The 18,001-nt window shown below is 54.5% G+C and carries 12 protein-coding genes; 8 read left to right on the top strand and 4 right to left on the bottom strand.

Annotated elements, in window-relative coordinates:
* Nucleotides 1-8 precede the first annotated feature (8 nt).
* Nucleotides 9-1,547, bottom strand: coding sequence for an efflux RND transporter periplasmic adaptor subunit (locus tag IPM28_03760; protein MBK9172109.1), 1,539 nt, complete (start codon nucleotides 1,545-1,547; stop codon nucleotides 9-11).
* A 424-nt stretch (nucleotides 1,548-1,971) separates the two neighbouring features.
* On the opposite strand from IPM28_03760, the gene IPM28_03755 reads away from it, so the two are divergent.
* The 4 genes from IPM28_03755 to IPM28_03740 are packed head-to-tail and all read left to right on the top strand — an operon-like array spanning nucleotide 1,972 to nucleotide 6,972.
* Nucleotides 1,972-2,436: an FHA domain-containing protein gene (locus IPM28_03755; GenBank protein ID MBK9172108.1), complete on the top strand. Its 465-nt coding sequence runs from the start codon at nucleotides 1,972-1,974 to the stop codon at nucleotides 2,434-2,436.
* 28 nt (nucleotides 2,437-2,464) lie between these two features.
* Complete coding sequence (locus tag IPM28_03750) at nucleotides 2,465-4,771, top strand: protein kinase (GenBank protein ID MBK9172107.1); 2,307 nt, start codon at nucleotides 2,465-2,467, stop codon at nucleotides 4,769-4,771.
* Nucleotides 4,772-4,789: 18 nt separating this feature from the next.
* Entirely contained in the window at nucleotides 4,790-5,305 is a 516-nt protein-coding gene (locus IPM28_03745) for an RDD family protein (protein MBK9172106.1), read from the top strand.
* An 11-nt stretch (nucleotides 5,306-5,316) separates the two neighbouring features.
* Nucleotides 5,317-6,972: a SpoIIE family protein phosphatase gene (locus tag IPM28_03740; GenBank protein MBK9172105.1), complete on the top strand. Its 1,656-nt coding sequence runs from the start codon at nucleotides 5,317-5,319 to the stop codon at nucleotides 6,970-6,972.
* On the opposite strand, the gene IPM28_03735 is transcribed toward IPM28_03740, so the two are convergent.
* A complete protein-coding gene (locus IPM28_03735) occupies nucleotides 6,969-7,541 on the bottom strand; it encodes a sigma-70 family RNA polymerase sigma factor (protein MBK9172104.1) in 573 nt (190 codons plus the stop codon). The two genes, IPM28_03740 and IPM28_03735, sit on opposite strands and share 4 nt — an antisense overlap.
* A 158-nt stretch (nucleotides 7,542-7,699) precedes the next feature.
* Here IPM28_03735 and IPM28_03730 point away from each other — a divergent pair, with 158 nt between their 5' ends.
* On the top strand, nucleotides 7,700-9,133 hold the full coding sequence (locus IPM28_03730) for a DUF4412 domain-containing protein (protein ID MBK9172103.1): 1,434 nt from the start codon (nucleotides 7,700-7,702) through the stop codon (nucleotides 9,131-9,133).
* Nucleotides 9,134-9,191: 58 nt separating this feature from the next.
* Here IPM28_03730 and IPM28_03725 read toward each other — a convergent pair whose 3' ends face one another.
* Nucleotides 9,192-9,884, bottom strand: a complete 693-nt coding sequence (locus tag IPM28_03725) for an SDR family oxidoreductase (protein MBK9172102.1) — start codon at nucleotides 9,882-9,884, stop codon at nucleotides 9,192-9,194.
* A 131-nt stretch (nucleotides 9,885-10,015) separates the two neighbouring features.
* Between IPM28_03725 and IPM28_03720 the strand changes: the two genes are divergently transcribed.
* From IPM28_03720 to IPM28_03710, 3 genes are all read left to right on the top strand, one after another.
* Nucleotides 10,016-11,065, top strand: a complete 1,050-nt coding sequence (locus IPM28_03720) for a hypothetical protein (protein MBK9172101.1) — start codon at nucleotides 10,016-10,018, stop codon at nucleotides 11,063-11,065.
* 90 nt (nucleotides 11,066-11,155) lie between these two features.
* Nucleotides 11,156-11,617: a hypothetical protein gene (locus IPM28_03715; protein ID MBK9172100.1), complete on the top strand. Its 462-nt coding sequence runs from the start codon at nucleotides 11,156-11,158 to the stop codon at nucleotides 11,615-11,617.
* 133 nt (nucleotides 11,618-11,750) lie between these two features.
* On the top strand, nucleotides 11,751-14,063 hold the full coding sequence (locus IPM28_03710) for an alpha/beta hydrolase (GenBank protein ID MBK9172099.1): 2,313 nt from the start codon (nucleotides 11,751-11,753) through the stop codon (nucleotides 14,061-14,063).
* A gap of 8 nt (nucleotides 14,064-14,071) precedes the next feature.
* Here IPM28_03710 and IPM28_03705 read toward each other — a convergent pair whose 3' ends face one another.
* On the bottom strand, nucleotides 14,072-17,983 hold the full coding sequence (locus IPM28_03705) for a protein kinase (GenBank protein MBK9172098.1): 3,912 nt from the start codon (nucleotides 17,981-17,983) through the stop codon (nucleotides 14,072-14,074).
* Nucleotides 17,984-18,001 lie beyond the last annotated feature (18 nt).

Below are 18,001 nucleotides of genomic sequence, written 5' to 3'. Positions count from 1 at the left end.
CGTGCGACCTATTTTGCCGCGACTTCGCCTTCTTTCTTAACTTGCCGCTTAACGACCGTATCTTCCTTCATCGTATTCAAGATCCGGCTCGGCCCGGTGATGACTTCCTGACCTTCGGATAATCCCGACAAGATCTGAATGTCAGATTCGCCTGTAATTCCGGTCTCAACGGCCACGAATTTTGCCTTGTTCCCGTCGAGGACGTAAACACCCTTGATAGGTTTCGGCCTGTCAGCCGGTGTCGGGGCGTTGCCCTGAACCGTAGGCTCCGGCGTTGCGTCCGGTTTTTTCTCGACGATCGCCTGCAACGGGACCGCGATCACGTTGGGGACGGTATTGGTCGTAATTGTTGCCGTCGCGCTCATTCCGGGCCTGAGACCGTTCTTGACCTCCTCAGAGAGGTTTGTAAGCTGGATCACGACGCGAAATTCCTTAGCTTCCTGTACATTGATGTTCGTCGAGAGACCGCCACTCGTCTGCGACTTGCCGACCGCGAGCGGGGTTTTCTGAGTAACCTCGCCTTCGATCTCGGTCTCGCCGAATGCATCTACCTTGATCTTTGCTTTCTGGCCGACGGCGACCTTGTCGATCTCGGTCTCATCGACCTTGACCTCAACGTTTATCGTTGACATATCTGCGATAGTCAACAAAGCGGTCGTCGACAGTCCCGCGACCGCAAATGTACCGACACGCGAGGGGATCTCGGCGATAACGCCGCTGATCGGGGCAACCTGCAGGGTCTTGTCGCGCTGGCTCCGCTGGCCACGAAGAACGGCAGCCTGCTGATCGGCACGCGACTGGGTTGAGCGGACGTTTATCGTTGCCGTCTCTACGGCCCGCCGGGCGTCTCGAACGGCAACCTCCTGCTGCTGTACGCGCGCCGTTGCGTCGCGAATAGATATCTTCTGCGATTCAAGCCTTGCCCTTGAGGTATTCAAAGCGACTTTCGCATTCTCAACACGGTCCTGAGCAGAATCGAATTCCTGACGAGAGATGACTCCGCTTTCGAGAAGTTGCTCGTTTCGGCGCAATTCGCGGTTCGCGGCATTCAATTCGACCTGAGCACGGTCGACTTCGGTTTGGGCGGTCACAACTCCCTGTCTTGCGTTATCGACAGCAACTTGAGCGACATTGAGAGCTTGCTGCGATTGTGCCAACTGGTTTTGAGCGGCTGAGATCTGCGTTTCAGACGAGCGAACATCATTTTGAGCGGTCTGCAAAGCTGCAAACTGAGCGTCCGTACTCGATTCAAGCTGATTTGGGTCGAGCCGAACAAGCGGGTCGCCTTTGTTGACCTTCTGACCCTCCTTCACGTAGATCTCCTCGATGCGTCCCTGGACCTCGCTCGTTAGGTTCATGAATTGGATCGGCCTTATCTCGCCTGACGACGTTACGGTCGATCGCAGCTCGGGCCTTGTTTCGATCTTAACGACCGTGACCTCGGGCGTATCTTTGCGGGTCGCAAAGATGCTCGCAACAATGACGATCACAAGAAGCAGGCCGATGGACGCTCCGATGATGATCTTCTTCTTTCGGCTCAATGCCATATCTGAATTTCCTCTATTCTTCTGATTTGAACAATTTAAGTGAATCTAGACGTGCCCTTATCAACCGCAAAGCCGCGTCAAGCCGTTATTACGACCACATGTTCGGCCAAGTTTCAAAAAACTGCGATCATCAATATGCCGGAAGCGAGCTTGCCGCGCCGATCGCGCCACTTCGGAAGCCGATTGATATGCACTAGCCGATTTACGAATTTTACATTAAGAGATAGAATGCTTTTCAGGTTATTATATCAGGGGCTCCCTGGGTCCCGAAGGTCTGCGCCGTTTTGCGAAAATGAACAATTGCCCGTCGTGCGGAAAACAGAGTATTGAAGGTTCGCGATTTTGCGATGAGTGCGGAACTCGATTGGCCTCCGTCCAAGCGCCGCCGCCGCAACCTGCACCGGTTCACCGGGTGCCGGAACCGATGCCGCAGACCATCAGCAGCCCTGATTTTCGCCGTTCAAGTGTTACGTCGGTCGGAATTCCGCCCCTTGTTGAAAAGATCGACAGCAACGGCGATGCGGGCCGTGAAAAAACTGACGCATCAGCCGGTACGATGCACGCTCGCTTGATAATCGAGCGTGGTGATGCGGCGAACACTGAGTTTCCGCTCAGCGCCGTGGAATCGTACATTGGCAGGTGGGATGCGGATAACGGAATTTTTCCAGACGTTGATCTCGATTCGTTCGACCCGGACGCAAAGGTATCCCGCCGGCACGCCCGGATCCGCCGAAATGAAGACACATACACTATCGAAGATCTGGGTTCGACGAACGGCACGTTCGTCAATCGCGGACGCCGCCTTCTGCCCGGCAGTCCGCACGTCCTTAACGAGGGCGATGAGATCATTGTCGGCAAGACCTTCTTGAGATTTCGAATTGACGGTTAGGCAGACGAAAACTGCCCAAATATAGCAAATGATCAGTTGTCATGAATGCAGTTCCGAAGTATCGGAGAACGATGTGTTTTGCCCGTTCTGTGGTATTAGCCTGCAGCCAATTGCGATGCCCGAACCGGCGGCCGAGAGCCCGGCAGAACCGGACGAAGCATTTGAGAGCACGATAATGATGGCTCCGGACGAAGCAGCCCGATTGGCGGCTAAGTCAACCGCTGCTCCGACGGCGCCTGAGCCGCAGGCCGACATGTTATCGGCCGGTGACCCCGTGATCGAAAATGCGGCTGCTGAAAAAGCGCTTCCGTCAGACGTGGACGCAGTACCGGTGCCGAGCATTTTGACCGATATCGTCGACAAAGAGAAGACGAATGATTTTGTCGTCCCCAAGTCGACATCCGAGTTTCAGGCCGATGAACTGCTAGTAGATTCGTCGCACGGTGCCACTATCGCGGCCGTTCCTTTAGAAGTGGCCGAAGAGCCGCGGGAGAATGCTTCACCGGAAGTCGAAGGCTCGATCATCGATGATGAAAGCACGGCGGAACCGGAACGATCGGCCCAGATCGAGGTTCCCTTTGAAGCAGAAACGCCGGTCATTGAGGCTATTGTCGCAACTGAAGTTCCGACGGATGTCGCCGCCGTTCCGGCCGCTCAATCGGAACCTGCCGCCGAATTCGAGCCTGAGCCAGAGATAAAAATGCCGACGGACGAGCTTGCAGCCCATGACCCGTTCAGATCGGGAGCTACATTTGATTCGGTCAGGATAATGGAGAACGAGATCCCGAACCTGATGGACGAAGCTGATACGAAGCTGGAGCGGCCTAACGCTGTTGCGGAGCCGCCGACCCCGCCGGTTGCCGAACCGCCGGCGGCGGTGGCGAATGTGGATACCTCGGGCGGATCATTTACATCGTCGACCACCGGCGACAGCGATACTGACGGACGAAAATCGACAAAGCTGAAGCCTCTGCAGGAAGGGACCATACTTAATTCGAGATATGAGATCATTCGAAAGATCGGCGGCGGCGGCATGGGTGCCGTCTATCTCGCAAGCGACAATAATCTTGGCGGCGTACTGAGGGCCGTCAAGGAGATGGTCCAGGCACATATCGAAGACGAGCAGCAGGAAAAGGCGATAAACGATTTCAAACGCGAATCGATGATCCTTTCTTCGCTCGACCATCTGTCCATCCCGACGATCTTCGATTACTTTTACGATGCCTCCGAGGGCCGTTTCTATCTGGTAATGAAATATATTTCCGGCGGCGATCTTTCGTCCCGGCTGCGATCTGCACCTGAGGGCAAGATCGATGAAAAGACCGTTACCGAATGGGCGATCCAGATAATCGACGTCCTCGACTATCTCCATTGCCAGCCTTCGACGATCGTATATCGTGATCTTAAGCCATCGAATATCATGGTCGATGGGAATTCGGGCCGCGTGATGCTTATAGATTTTGGCATCGCTCGATCGATCAGTCAGAAAGAAGAAAAAGGCGTTACGGCGGTCGGGACGATGGGATACGCTCCGCCGGAACTGTTTAGCGGCAATGTTGAACCGCGGTCAGATATCTACAGTCTTGGTTCAACGATGTTTCATTTGATGACAGGTGCCGACCCACAGAGCAATCCTCTGCTGATATTCGATTTTCAGAAGAACCCGAGGCCTCGGCAGATAAATCCGCAGTTGTCCGATCAGATGGAGAGAATCTTGATGAAGGCGGTCGAGTACAACGCCGACTCTCGGTTCACGTCTGCTGCCGAGATGCGCAAGGTTCTCGAAGAGCACCTCAGCAACCTTAATGCCGGACTGGTGACATACGGTGTCTCGGAGATCCCGGCCTCAGTGAGCCTGGCCAACCAGAACGTATTTTGCGGTTTCTGCGGGCAGAGGATCGTCGCGACCGACCTTTTTTGCGCTTTTTGCGGTTCGAAGCAGCCGATCGCACAGCAGGGCGTCCATTCGGGGATCTATTCGTCGGGTTCCGCTACGGCAAAACTTTTTGTCGAGGGAACCGGCGAACTATCGGCTCCGACATTCTCGCTCTTGAAGGACGAGAACCTTGTCGGGCGGCGCGATCCGATGTCCAATATTTTTCCAGAGGTCGATCTGTCAAAGTACGATCCGCAAACGAAGATCTCTCGTCGTCATGCCCGAATTTGGCGAGAGGGTTCGAATTTTCTTGTCGAGGACCTCGGGTCCTCGAACGGTACGATCCTTTCGGCCGTTTCGAACGATTCGGTCAGGCTCGCACCGCACAAACCGCATACGATCGTCAGCGGCGACAAGCTGAGGATCGGCGATACCACGCTTCATTTTGTTGTTGGCTAGTTCGGCATGACCTCATCTATGACCTCACAGCCAATCAGCCGCGGAAGCGCAGGACGGGTACGTGCCGTCGAGACTATCGTCGGGTTTACGCCCGAGGCTGTGCGGGCTCCATTCCTATTGCGATGCGGAGCAGCCTTGATCGATTACATGCTTGTGGTCGTCGGGCCGGTCGTATTTCTCATTTTGGGTAGGATGATGGGAAGTGACGGTGCCTCGCTACTGAATGGCGAACTGAACAATGTTGGATGGATCACGGCTGTACTGATCTCGATGGCAAACTTGATCGTCCTGCCGGCGATCGGCGGCCGATCGATCGGGAAGATGGTCGCCGGTATCACGATCGTTAACATTTCAGGCAACCCTCCGTCTTTAAAGGCGATGGTTCTGCGCCAGACGGTTGGCTACCTTTTGCTGCTTGCATCTGTGGGGCTGGGCTTCCTTACCTCATTGTTCAGCAGTAAAGGCAGGGCTCTGCACGATTATTTGTTCGGAACGGTCGTAATATTCGCTGACCGTTCGCGGAGAATGAACTAAGACTTTCCCTAATGGCGCGATTGATCATCAAAAATTCATCCGGCGAGCCCGAAAAGATCGAGCTCAACCGTCTGCGCACGACCATCGGCAGGTCGGCCCGGAGCGATGTCTGTATCCCTGATGCATTTGCCTCCCGTCTTCACGCCGAGGTCAGGCTCGAGGGCGACGGTTACTGGCTGCAGGATCTGGGGTCGGCCAATGGCACACGATACAACGGCGTTTTGGTGAAGGCGGGGGTTCCGCTATCGACCGGCGGTGAGATACAGATCGGCGAGACCAAGATCACGTTCGATGGCGATATCAAGGGCCTTCCCGCGGGTGCGACGCTCATTGCCGACCGGACAGAGGCGCTAGATCCATCAAAGACGATCTCATTTCAGAGCCGACGTATTCCGACGACAGAGCTGCTAAAGGGCCAGTTCTCGTCACGAACCGAGTTGCTTGGCCTGATAAGCAAGGTCGGAGTCGCGCTGCTTTCAGCAAGCGGGCTCGACGAAACGCTGAATCAGGTCGCATCGCTTGTTTTTGAGGCAGTTCCGGCAGAACGATGCGTCATCATGCTGCGTGACGAGAACGCACCCGACGAAATGCGGATAATGGTCGCCCGCGTTCGAGGACGCGACGAGACCTTGAGCGAGGTCCGCGTCAGCCACAGCGTGATGGACGAAGTGCTCAAGAACGGCCGTTCCGTACTTACAGCTGATGCGCAGCAGGATCCGCGCTTTGGAACTCAGACAATGGTGCTGCAGGGAATTCGTTCGGTACTTGCGGTACCGTTGAGCGTCGATGAACGAAATATCTTTGGGTTGATCTATGCTGATTCGCCGACGTATGAGACGACATTTTCCGAAGAGCATCTGAACATTCTGACGACGCTTGCATCGGTGGCTTCGATCCGTGTCGAGAACGCTACCTTGATCGAATCGCGGATGGAACGCGAAAGGATGGAGCGCGAGCTTGAGCTTGCGACCGAAATTCAGCAGCGTTTTCAGCCGTCGGCTCCGCCGCAGGTCGAAGGATACGAGTTTCAGGGGATCTCATTCTCTTGTTTTGAGATCGGCGGCGATTATTACGACTTTATCGGACGGCATGATGACAAGATGGTCGTCGCGCTTGGTGACGTATCGGGTAAAGGAACCGCCGCTGCGTTGTTGATGTCCAGCCTGCACGCCGCGATCCATGCTCAGATCTCCGCCAAGAGCACGCTCGATGAGACCGTGAGGTCGGTCAACCATTACCTTGCAGAGAACACGCCCTCCAACCGTTTTGTCACGCTCTTCATTGGGGAGTTGGATCCCGCGAGCGGGAATCTAAAATATATCAATGCGGGCCACAATCCGCCGCTGCTTGGGCGTGCCGACGGTACGATCACGCTGCTGGATTCAGGCGGGCTTCCGCTTGGCCTGATGTCCGATGCCCAATACGAGGGCGGCGAGATCACCCTTGGGCCGGGCGACGTTCTCGTTGTTTATTCGGATGGCGTGTCGGAAGCTGTCAATCCGATGGACGAAGAGTTTGGCATGGAACGATTGACCGACGTTATCCGCAAGAATCTAAGAGCCTCGGCAGCAGGTATTCGCGATAAGGTCGAATCGTCGCTCTCTGCATTCACACAAACAGCTCCTGCAAACGATGACATCACACTACTTATCGTGAAGCGTAACTAATCGCCGCTGACCTGCGAATATAACCACGCTTTGGCCATTCTCCATTGGCGATTTACGGTCGGAACGCTGACGCCGATCACTTCTGCAGTCTCTTCGATCGACAACCCACCGAAATATCGCAGCTCAACGATCTTCGCCTTTTGCGGGTCGATCTTCGCCAACTGTTCGAGTGCATCATCAAGTGCGACGAGCTCGGCAGATCTGTCCTGCGAAACTACAAGGATCTCCTCTTCGATCGGCAAGATCTCAGCATCGCCGCCGCGTTTGTTTGCCAGATGTTTTCGGGCGTGATCCATCAATATCCGCCTCATCACCTGAGCCGCAATGCCAAAGAAGTGTGCCCGGTTCTGCCATTTGACCTGTCGTTGATCGATCAGTTTCATGTACGCCTCATGGACGAGGGCTGTCGGTTGCAGAGTGTGATTTGAACGCTCTTTGCGAAGATAGCTTCCCGCCAGCCGCCGAAGTTCGTCGTATATGTGCGGCAGTATCTGGTTGACGACGTCTTTATTACCGTCGGTCAATTCGATGAGCATCTGGGTGATCTCGTTGGGTTGTTGGCTGGTCATAATCGCGGCTTCGTTACGGGCCTTCGCGATTATATTCAATGGAGCGTTGCTTATCAACGCGCAGACTTTTTAATGCCAAGATACGAATTCCGGACCCGGCACGCGTTTACCGGTGAGAGACGAACTCTGACACCAGATCATATTTTCCGGAGGCAATAATGAAACAACAGTTCTTTCTGTTCGCGGTCATCATCCTGACGCTTGTGTCGTTCCAGTCAGCATTTGCGGATGTCAAGGTAAGATCCAAGCAGTCAATGGCCGGTCAAACGTATGAAAATACGACCTACATAAAGGGCAAGCGTCAACGCACCGACGCGATGGGCGGCTCGATGGTCAACATAACGCAGTGTGACCTTCGGCGTGCGATCCAGATGAACCCATCAACAAAGACTTTTGTCGTTAATGAGTTCGGCGAGATCGAAACGACCGGTAAATCGCCGGTAAATACCAAAACAAATGTACCGGTCACAAAAGGCGGCCGAATTGTCACGACGATCAACATCAAAGACACCGGCGAGCGAAAGCAGATGTTCGGCTTTCAGGCACGAAGGCTGATCATTTCTATGGATACAAAGTCTTCGCCCGATGCCTGCAGCAAGACGAACAGCAGGATGGAAACCGACGGTTGGTATATCGATTTTGAACAGAATTTCGATTGCGGCCAAACCCTTGATCCGCGAAACTACGGAGCAAAGAACGGCGGCGGATGTCAGGACAAGTTTGAAATGAAGCAGACCGGTAGCGGCACGCGTGGCTTTCCGGTCTACGAAAAGATGACCATGTTCGACGAGAGCGGTAAAGAGGTCATGTCGATGCTCACCGAGGTCGTCGAACTCTCAAGGTCGCAGCTTGACGCGGCGCTTTTCGATGTCCCTGCCGATTATCGGGAAGTTTTCGACCCGTCACAGCTCTATGCGGCGGCGGCAACACCGCAGGCTACAAGAGGCAGCAATCTAACGCAGCCAACGGTCAGCGGTATGCAAAGCCCGGTGCAGGTAACGAATGCTGCAGCTTCTGCTCCTGCTCCTCCGGTTCCGGCGAAACCCGCTGGTACGACACGGATCGGGTTAGCAACCGTAAAGACCGGGGCGGTCGGTGACCGTATTACTGCAGCAGAACTCGCGAATGCGGTGCAAAACACCCTTACGGTGTTCCTCAAAATGCCAAACGTCGAGGTCGTAGCGATCGATGCGAGGCTTGCTTCCGCACGTGAAGCAGAGGCTAAAGAAAAGGAATGCGACTTTGTGATCGATATCACGGCCTCGCATAAGAAAGGCGGCGGAGGATTCGGGAAGATGTTCGGATCAGCCCTCGGTTCGGCGATCGCCAGAACCGGGATCGGTCACACCGGAAGCACGGTCGGCAACATAGCTGGTCAGGTTGCCACCCAGGCTTTGATATCGGCGACGAGCGTTTCTTCAAATATCAAGTCCAAAGACGAGATCACGCTGGACTTGGATCTTAGCCGTGTAGGCGGCGGGCCGGCCCTCTCAAAGCAATTCAAGGTAAAGGCCAGATCCGACGGAGATGACATAATCTCGCAGGTAGTAGAACAGGCCGCACAATCGATCGCCGCCTCGATCGGAAGGTAGCTTCCCCGGCGAGCGAACGAAAACGCAGGTCACGGAAATGGCCGCCTGGATCAGGCGGTCATTTTATCGCGCTCATCCCGCCGTCGACGTGAATGACCTGACCGGTGATCCACGATGAGTTCCCGGTCAGCAGGAAAGCAGCGACAGAAGCAATATCATCGACGGTTCCGACTCGCTTCATCGGATGCCGTTCAGCAGCCAATTCCTTCTTTTGCTCAGTATTCAAGAGCTTTTCGGCGAGCGATGTTTCGGTCAGCGACGGAGCAATACAGTTGACCCTTATATTAGGTGCAAGTTCCGCAGCGAGAGAACGGGTCAGCCCCTCGATCGCTCCTTTTGACGCGGCGACCGAAGCATGAAACGGCATGCCGATCTTGACCGCGACCGTACTGAACAAAACGACGGATGAGGAATCGGATTCCTTAAGATTCGGAAGCAATGAACGAATGGCAGAAACAGCGCCGAAGAGGCTGACATTGAGATCATTTTGGAAATCGGTGTCGGTAAGCCGATGAAAGGGCCTGAGATTTATGGTTCCCGGCAGATAAGCCAAACCATCGACAGGCCCGTCAAACTTCGGTATCGAATCTGTCAGCGCATCAAATGTTATATGGTCAATGCCCGCGATGTTGGCAAGATCACCCGCAGTTCTGCTTAGAACCGAGACGTCGTTCCCATCGCTAGCCAGCCGCGAAGCAAGTTCATTTCCTATACCATAACTGCCGCCGATCAATACGAAACGTTTTGCCATAAGCTTCGGTTTCGAGGACCTGTGTTATTCAGATGCATCTTCACCGGACGATTCTGATAGAATTTCGAGCATCATTACGCGTTCGAAGGTAAGATCCCACGACTCAAATGCCACTAGAAGGAGCAAATAAAGTGATACCGAAAGAAACGATCGAGATCGCGTCAGCAGAACAGGCTGCACCGCCGGCTGCGAAATTAATGGACCTGGTTGGCGGAGCCTTTGTCTCACAGGCCATATACGTTGCGGCAAAATTGGGAATTGCCGATCTCTTGGCGGATGGGCCACGCTCGGCGGAGTTTCTCGCCGTTGCAACCTCGACGCATGAGAGATCGCTATATCGACTACTGCGCAGTCTGACGAGCGTCGGCGTATTTACCGAGGTTGAGCCAATGATCTACGGAAATTCGCCAATGTCGGAAACTCTACGGTCCGATCATCCTGCGTCGACGCGGGACGTGGCGATCTGGATGAATGAGGAAGAACACTGGCGTGTTTACGGCCATCTCCTTCACAGTGTGAAAACCGGCAAGCCGGCTTGGGATGTTGTTCACGGCGAACCGATCTTCCCTTATCTATTCAATACGAACCGTGAGTTGGGCGATATTTTCAATCGCGCGATGACGTCATTTTCAAACCAAACGATCCCCGCTATCCTCGATGCATACGATTTTGCCGCTGCCGAGACCATCGCTGACATCGGAGGCGGATACGGACATCTTCTCGGCGCGATCTTAAAGGCAAATCCACAAGCGAATGGCGTGCTCTTCGATCTATCTGCCGTTGCAGCCGGGGCGCCGGCGATGTTCGAATCTTACGGGGTTGCGGAACGCGTTTCGATCGTTGAAGGCGATTTCAATCATTCGATACCGGTCTCGGCTGATGTTTATTTGCTGAAACACATCATCCACGATTGGTATGACGAGACCAACGAGAATATACTTCGGAATATCGGGGCTTCCATGCCTGAGAATGCCCGTGTATTGATTATTGACGCCGTTTTGCCCGAAGATGATCTGCCCCATTTCGGAAAGCTGCTCGACCTCGAAATGCTGATGTCACCCGGAGGTGTCGAGCGTACGGCAAGCGAATTTCAAGAACTCCTGAAGAATTCTGGATTCAGGCTGTCAAGGATCATTCCGACCTCAAGCCCGGTGAGCATCGTCGAGGCCGTCAAAGGGTAATAAGCGTAGTCGCTTGTTCTTATAATTTGTGAGTTGATCGGGAACCGTCCGGATGTGGTTTGCCTTCGATCATGAAGGAGACAGAACATTATGAAAAACCTACTAAATCTCTGTTTGGTTGTAAGCGCACTTATCGCCGTGAACCTTGGGTGCACCGATGACCGCAACGGGAATTCGGGGACCGGGAACCAGGGCACTTCGGGCAAGGCAGATGCGAAGGAAGCAAAACTCGATTCCTACACGATAAAAGGCATCAAGTTTGCGTATTACAAGATCCCTTCCGGCCTAAGTCGTGAAGACCTGATCAAAACGGCGCAAAAGATCCATGACGCCGAACCGGACACGCAGCTGATCCTGGTCGATGATGACTCGAAGGTCAAGGAGTATATCGCCTACGTGAAAGCGATCAGCGGTCAAGGCGATATCGATAAGGCACAGCTTCCGCAGGAGTGGGCGGACAAACACATTGTCGCGAACGTCCAGAAATACACGAGCGGAAGGTTCGTACTCTGTGAGAGTAACGGTTCGGTTGAGATCGCCGATCTGAAATAGCGGTTTCGATCATCAATTAACAGTTAAAGCAGAGGCTCGCTGATGAGCCTCTTTTTTGTGACATTATTTCTTCGTTATTTTCGCGTATGAGCTTGAGACCCCAACACCTTGTCCGCGAGCGACGTAGAAAATGATGAAAAGAAGAAGTCAGATCACCGCAAGCCTGGCATTGATCGCGACGATCGCGATCTCGATGCACTCCACGATCTCAGTGTTTGGCCAAACGCGCCGAGCACCAGCAGGTGCCGTTGCCGCAAACAAGCCGTCGCAGGCGTCGAAATGTTCGGGTGCCTGGACCGGAACGGTCAAATATACAAGAACTCAGGGGATGACCAACAACAAGACGGTTGACCGTGTTTCGGGCCGCGGCAAGGACACGACCGACTTCGAGATGAAGTACGATTACAAGGCTCAGGTGACGGTGCTCGAGGATCCGTCGCGAAACGGATCGAGCATCGGCAGAGCGACCGTCGATCACAAATTTACGTCAAACGAGACCGTCAAAGCGGTCGAGAAGAATTCGTGCGACCGCGGAAAAACGTGGCGCGACATGACCGGCGTCTCGGAAACAAAGACCGAAACATCCGGCACTGGTTCGGTCGATGCGAACGTCTCTGTCGGCGTGAATCAGGACGGAACTTATACAGTAAGCGTCGCGTTACCGCCGATCCAGGGCCAGACCACCGGATCGCAGACGTCAAGCTACAGCGGCCAATGTTCACCAAAGGAAGGGAAATCCTTCACGATGCCCGCGACACCGACGTCGATCGAAGGCAATTCGCTCACCAGCGACGGCACCAATCGGGTAGATCCCAGCGACCCGAACAGGCTCAGCGGTTCTTACTCGCGAACCTGGCAGAACGTTACCGAAACGATAACCTGGAGCCTGCAAAAGTGCGGAGCGCCGGTTCGTTTGACCGATCTGAAATTTGCCGATATGGTGTTTCCGAATTGGAACGAGTGGCGTGAATTGAATGAACAGACCGGTACTATCGACGGCAACCTCGTTAAGGTGACCGCAAAGGTACTGAATGCCTCAGGCGAGACCAAATACGCCGACGTGAATTTTCTAGAGACCTATAAAGGCGATAAATGGGACGGAGCGAAAGCCGACACTCCCATCAAAGACAGTTCCGTAAGCATTAGGCTAGAAGCCGGAGAAGAACGCGACGTCGAGATTTTATGGGATACGTCCGGATACGCATGGTATGACGACGGTCGGCCGCGGCTCGTTCAGCGGGTCAAGGCGGAGTTGACGGTAAACGGTAAAAAGACCGACGAAATGACAAAGAACGTCAAGGTTGCGCCAAAGCCTCTCGTGCTCATCCACGGCCTGTGGAGCAACTGGAAGGCTTGGGAAACTTGGCAGAATATCCTTACCACATCGCATTCATACGACTGGAAAGCGTTCCCGGTCGGCGAAAAGCCGGCCCATGGCGAAATGAATACCGGCGGCAGCTTCATGTCAACGCAGCCGACCAACACGATCGCCCAAAATGCCGAACAGGTCAAAAGCTATATCGAGTACGCACAACGCGACCGAAATGCATGGCATGTTGATATCGTCGCACATTCCATGGGCGGCCTGATCGCACGCGATTATATCAACCGCTTGATGCCGATGAACGGACGCGATGGACGCCCGCAGGTGTCAAGGCTCGTCATGCTTGGCACTCCGAACATGGGTTCACCGTGTGCCGATGTGATGAATACCGCGTTCGAGGTTCTCGGCAAAAAGGTTGAGGCGGTGAGACAGCTTCGGCAGGATGTGGTGGCCGAGTTCAATCGGACTACCGTGAACCGCAAGGGCGTAAAGTTCTCGGTACTCGCGGGCGACCCGCTGCCGACAATGTGCAAGACCCTGGTCTGGAACGATGGTGTCGTCCCTGTGCCGTCGGCGATCTGGCAGATCGCTGATAACGCAAAGTCAAAAAGCCTGCACACTGATCTTACGGGGACTTCTGATTTTTCATCATTCGTAAAGCCGCGGCTCGCGATAGGACCGAAGGGAAACCATAACCCAGAGGTACCTCAGATTCCCGGTAGCGGAACCACATCAGCGGCTTTGCTGGACAGCGGAAGCGACGAACTATTGTTGACGAGGACCCGTGGTGTAAGAGGGTTACCGGATGACGGGACCATGACTCCATTTGCCAAGGCTGCTGTGGTAGGCGGCCGTCAAACGGTCGTGATCGAGTTGCCCGTCAGCGATTCGACAAATTTCGGCGTTACGTTCGTCGCACCTCAGGAGGTCGCGGTACGGCTCGTCGATGCCGATGGAACGATCGCCGGCGAGAGTCTCGCGACATCGTCGGAGGCACGCGGGCTGTTCCGTTCGATATTTGTCAATAAGCGGGTAAAAGGCGGAACGTGGAAATTAGTGGTCGAGAATACCGGCTCGCGCGAACTTGAGATAGTGTTGACGACATGGGCCAATATCGGCTGACGGTGCCGTTATTCAGCATCACTCCTGTTTTCAAGAGGGCTCGGCCCGTTCATCTTTTCGATCAAGGCGAAATAGCGCGGGTCATCCCTGATGCTGTCCAGCTTTGGCTCGGTACAGTACCAAATCGTCCACGCGCTGAATTCGGCTCGAGCGGCATCGAGATACTCGAATGCCGCATCTTTATCGCCCGCTGCTAATGACGCCATGCCGAGAAAGAACGGCGGTACATAATTCTCTGAAGCTCGTTGTTTCCACATTTCCAACATTGTTATCAACTCATTTATGTCACCCGCGGCCGCCAGAGCAAAACAGAACGGGTGTAAAGTAAGCGGCGATCCCGGTTCTATCTCAGCGGCACGACGGGCATGGTGCAATGCACTTTCGACGTCACCGATCTCGCAGAGGACATTGGCAAGCTGAAGATGGCTTTGCATGAACGTCGGACTGAGCTTTAGAAGTTCTTCGCCCTTTTCGCGGGCAAGATCGAACTCACGTGCCTGATAGTACGTCCATGCCGAAAGTACTTTTGGACGAAGTGAGAGCGGATCAAGCCTCTCAGCCTCGGCGAGTTCGCGTAGGCCTTCGTCGAATTGTTTCCGGGCCACGAGAACAGACGAGAGCCACTCGTGAGCGAGGGGATAATGTGCATTGAGCCCTATCGACCGTCGATAGAACTCTTCAGCACGATCCCATTGCTGCATGTTCGAGTAGTAAAGCCCCATTGCCGCATGTGCTTCACTCAGGTCGGAGTCGAGTTCGAGGGCCTTAGCGGCTGAATCGTGCATTTTCTGGAGACTCTCACCCGGCGATAGCAGTCCGTAGATCGAAGCCCACGCATAAAAGTCGGCAATACCCGCATGGGCCTGGGCGAAGCCGGGATCGATCTTGACCGCTCGGCTGAACGCCTGGATCGACTTTGGAAATGTATCCGGCCGAAACTGATTCCAGAAATAGCGACCCTGCAGATAAGCATCATACGCGGCTGAAGATCGGGTTCCCTGTTTTGCAAGCTGATCGAGGTCTTCGCCGGTCAATTGCGGGATCAAAGATCTCGTTACCTGCTCGGAGATGGTATCTTCGAGTTCGAGCACGTCTGCGAGGCTTTCGGTAAAGCTTGCGGACCAACGGACCGAACGCTCGTTAACATCAAGCAGCTGTGCGGTCACGACGATCTTTCCGCCGACGTGCCTAATGATGCCGTCGACGACGAATTCGACGGCGAGCTGGCGTCCAGCACTGAACGAATCTAGTTCGGCAGCCGCGAAGGGAAGGACCGAGCTCGTCGGACGAACCAGGAACTTGCGAACGTTCGAGAGGCGCATAGTAACCGCATCGGCGATCCCGATCGGTAGGTAGTCGTTGCTGTCTATGCCCGAAGCGCCGGCCGTGACCCGTTGAAACGGAAGGACCGCGATGGAGCGGATTCTGCTGCCGGTAGTAGGATCTTCGGCGGCTTTACGGCCGGAACGGTGCGCGATCGGATTGTTGGTCTTATGCAGCAGGTCCGCGTAACGAGGATCGTCTCGCACCGCGTCGAGCTTTGGGTCGACGCCAAACCAGACCATCCATTCGTCGCGAGCCTCGATCGCCGAATTAAACCAATCGAACGCGGTGTCAAAGTCACCCGCCGCCACATGACACATCGCTATGAAATACGGCTTAACATATTTGGTCTTCGACGTTTCAAGCATTTTTGAGAGGATCGCGCTGACCGCGACCTGGTTTCCCTGGCTCGCACGCGCAAATGCAAGCAGGTGCCGCGGCAGGCCCGAGCCGCCCCATAATTCAGAACTTCGACGCAGTACGGTAACAGCTTCGTCATGCTCGCCGGCCGCGGTCAAACAGTTCCCCAGATGAAGCAGGCCCTGAGGGAAATCAGGCTGCATTTCGTTGGCTTTTCGTGCGGCTGCGACCGCTTCGTCAAAACGCCGTGCCTGATATAGCGTCCAGGCCGACATCAAGATCGAACGGGGTGAGACGGGATCTAATGATTCAGCACGCTTTATCTCATCAACTGCCTCGTCGAACCTTCCCTGCGAACAGAGTAGATTGGAATAACATTCGTGTGCGAACCCGTAATTCGGGTTGATATCCAATGCTTTGGTCACAAGATATTCGGCTTCGGGCCAATCCCAACCGTAAAGCAATTCAATGAATGCGGAAACGGCATAGGCCTCCGCCATCGATCCATCGATCTCGATAGCTTTTCGAACCGCACTCCGCGCTTCCGGAAATGCTTCGCGCGCCGGTATTTCACCAAAGATCGCTGACCAAATATAGAATTCTGCGAGGCCGATATATGGCAGCGAGTATTCGGGGTCGATCGCGATCGCCTGTTTGTATTCGCGGATCGCCTTCTGAAGATCAGAATCCGTGAATCTACTCCAGAAATACCGCCCTCGCAGATACGCTTCGTAAGCAGCCGGCTTATTTGTTATTCTCCGTTCAAGGCGAACCTGTTCTTCGGACGTAAGTTCAGGAAGCAGCGAACGGGCAACCTGTTCGGAAAGTGAATCCTCGAGCACAAGTACGTCACCTGTCCTTTCGTCGAAAGCACGCGCCCAACGGGTCGATCCGCCATTAACGTCGAGCAGTTGAACCGAAACTCTGATACGATCGCCGGAAATGCGGACGTTACCGTCAAGTACATAATCAACGTCGAGTTTGCGGCCCGCATCGAACGGATCGGAACCAGAAAACGGAAGGATCGATGTCGTCGGCCGGACAACAAGCCGCTTGACGACACTCAACCGCGAAATGAGGGCATCGCTGAAGCCGATACCTACAAATTCGTCGCCTCCGTCACCGGTCGTCGAACTCAGAACATTAAAGGGAAGTATTGCGAGTCTCAGCTTGTCGTGACCATGCCTGTGTCGCGTAATGCGGCCAGGCTGGTAATGTTCGGCATTTACCGGCTTTCCTTCGAGATAATGAGTGATGTCATCTGCGAATTCGGCGGCCGTGGAATAGCGCTCGGCGGGCGATTTCCGAAGTGCTTTGAGCACCACGCGGTCAAGGTCGCCTTTTAACGCTCGCCGCAGCTCTGTCAGGTCGGTACGCCGCCGGTTGAGAATGTCGGCGATCGATGAAGGCCGGCCGTCGATCGGGATGAGACCTTCGCCGCGGTCGATCGAATCACTCGGTTCGAGCGGATATTCTGCCGTAATGATCTGTTTCGTTTTAGCGTCGTCGTTTCGGTGAATTATGTAAGGTCGATGGCCTGTAAGTAGTTCGTATAATATGACCCCAAGGCTGTAAATATCCGATGAAGGCCCAGTTTCTTCGCCTGAGATCTGTTCAGGCGACGCGTATTCGGGCGTCATGACGCGCAATTGTGTCGCGGTTGGCTCGTGGTCGGTCATTTCGGCGTCGGCCTCGAGTGCCTTTGCGATCCCGAAATCGAGCAGCTTTGGCCTACCCTCTGCACTGACGACTATATTTGAAGGTTTGAGATCGCGGTGGACGACGCGTATCTCATGTGCGGCCTGAACTGCCCAGCAGATCTGCCGAAAGATGAGAAGGCGTTCGCGGATCGCCAAGCGCTCAGAATCACAATACGCGTATAGCGGACGCCCGGAGATATACTCCATTACAAAATATGGCGAACCACTCTCGGTCGAACCGCCGCCCAGAAAATAGGCAATGTTCGGGTGGTCTAAAGTTGCCAGGATCTGGCGCTCGCGTTTGAAGCGACGGAGAATGGCGTCCGTATCCATTCCGCGTTTTATCAACTTGATCGCGACGACCTGCTCAAATTCCCCGTCAACGCGGACAGCACGGTAAACAGCGCCCATTCCGCCTCGGCCGATCTCCTCGTCAAGAAGATAGGATCCGACGCGTTCGCCGATCATTGTGGATCCCAAATTGTCGTCCGCCAGCGGCATATTCGTGGGTTCGAGAGCGTGTAGGGGTAGAAACACAATTCTGCCACCAGTCTC

Source organism: Chloracidobacterium sp. (assembly GCA_016716305.1).
GTDB lineage: Bacteria > Acidobacteriota > Blastocatellia > Pyrinomonadales > Pyrinomonadaceae > OLB17.
Note: the sequence above shows the minus strand (reverse complement) of the source record. Positions and strands in the feature narration are given on the sequence as shown.

What these genes read in the sequence shown, in the direction of transcription:
- IPM28_03735 (MBK9172104.1), bottom strand. Translation starts at nt 7,541, where the DNA reads ATGACCAGCCAACAACCCAACGAGATCACCCAGATGCTCATCGAATTG.
- IPM28_03745 (MBK9172106.1), top strand. Translation starts at nt 4,790, where the DNA reads ATGACCTCACAGCCAATCAGCCGCGGAAGCGCAGGACGGGTACGTGCC.
- IPM28_03725 (MBK9172102.1), bottom strand. Translation starts at nt 9,884, where the DNA reads ATGGCAAAACGTTTCGTATTGATCGGCGGCAGTTATGGTATAGGAAAT.
- IPM28_03750 (MBK9172107.1), top strand. Translation starts at nt 2,465, where the DNA reads ATGATCAGTTGTCATGAATGCAGTTCCGAAGTATCGGAGAACGATGTG.
- IPM28_03740 (MBK9172105.1), top strand. Translation starts at nt 5,317, where the DNA reads ATGGCGCGATTGATCATCAAAAATTCATCCGGCGAGCCCGAAAAGATC.
- IPM28_03760 (MBK9172109.1), bottom strand. Translation starts at nt 1,547, where the DNA reads ATGGCATTGAGCCGAAAGAAGAAGATCATCATCGGAGCGTCCATCGGC.
- IPM28_03755 (MBK9172108.1), top strand. Translation starts at nt 1,972, where the DNA reads ATGCCGCAGACCATCAGCAGCCCTGATTTTCGCCGTTCAAGTGTTACG.
- IPM28_03715 (MBK9172100.1), top strand. Translation starts at nt 11,156, where the DNA reads ATGAAAAACCTACTAAATCTCTGTTTGGTTGTAAGCGCACTTATCGCC.
- IPM28_03730 (MBK9172103.1), top strand. Translation starts at nt 7,700, where the DNA reads ATGAAACAACAGTTCTTTCTGTTCGCGGTCATCATCCTGACGCTTGTG.
- IPM28_03710 (MBK9172099.1), top strand. Translation starts at nt 11,751, where the DNA reads ATGAAAAGAAGAAGTCAGATCACCGCAAGCCTGGCATTGATCGCGACG.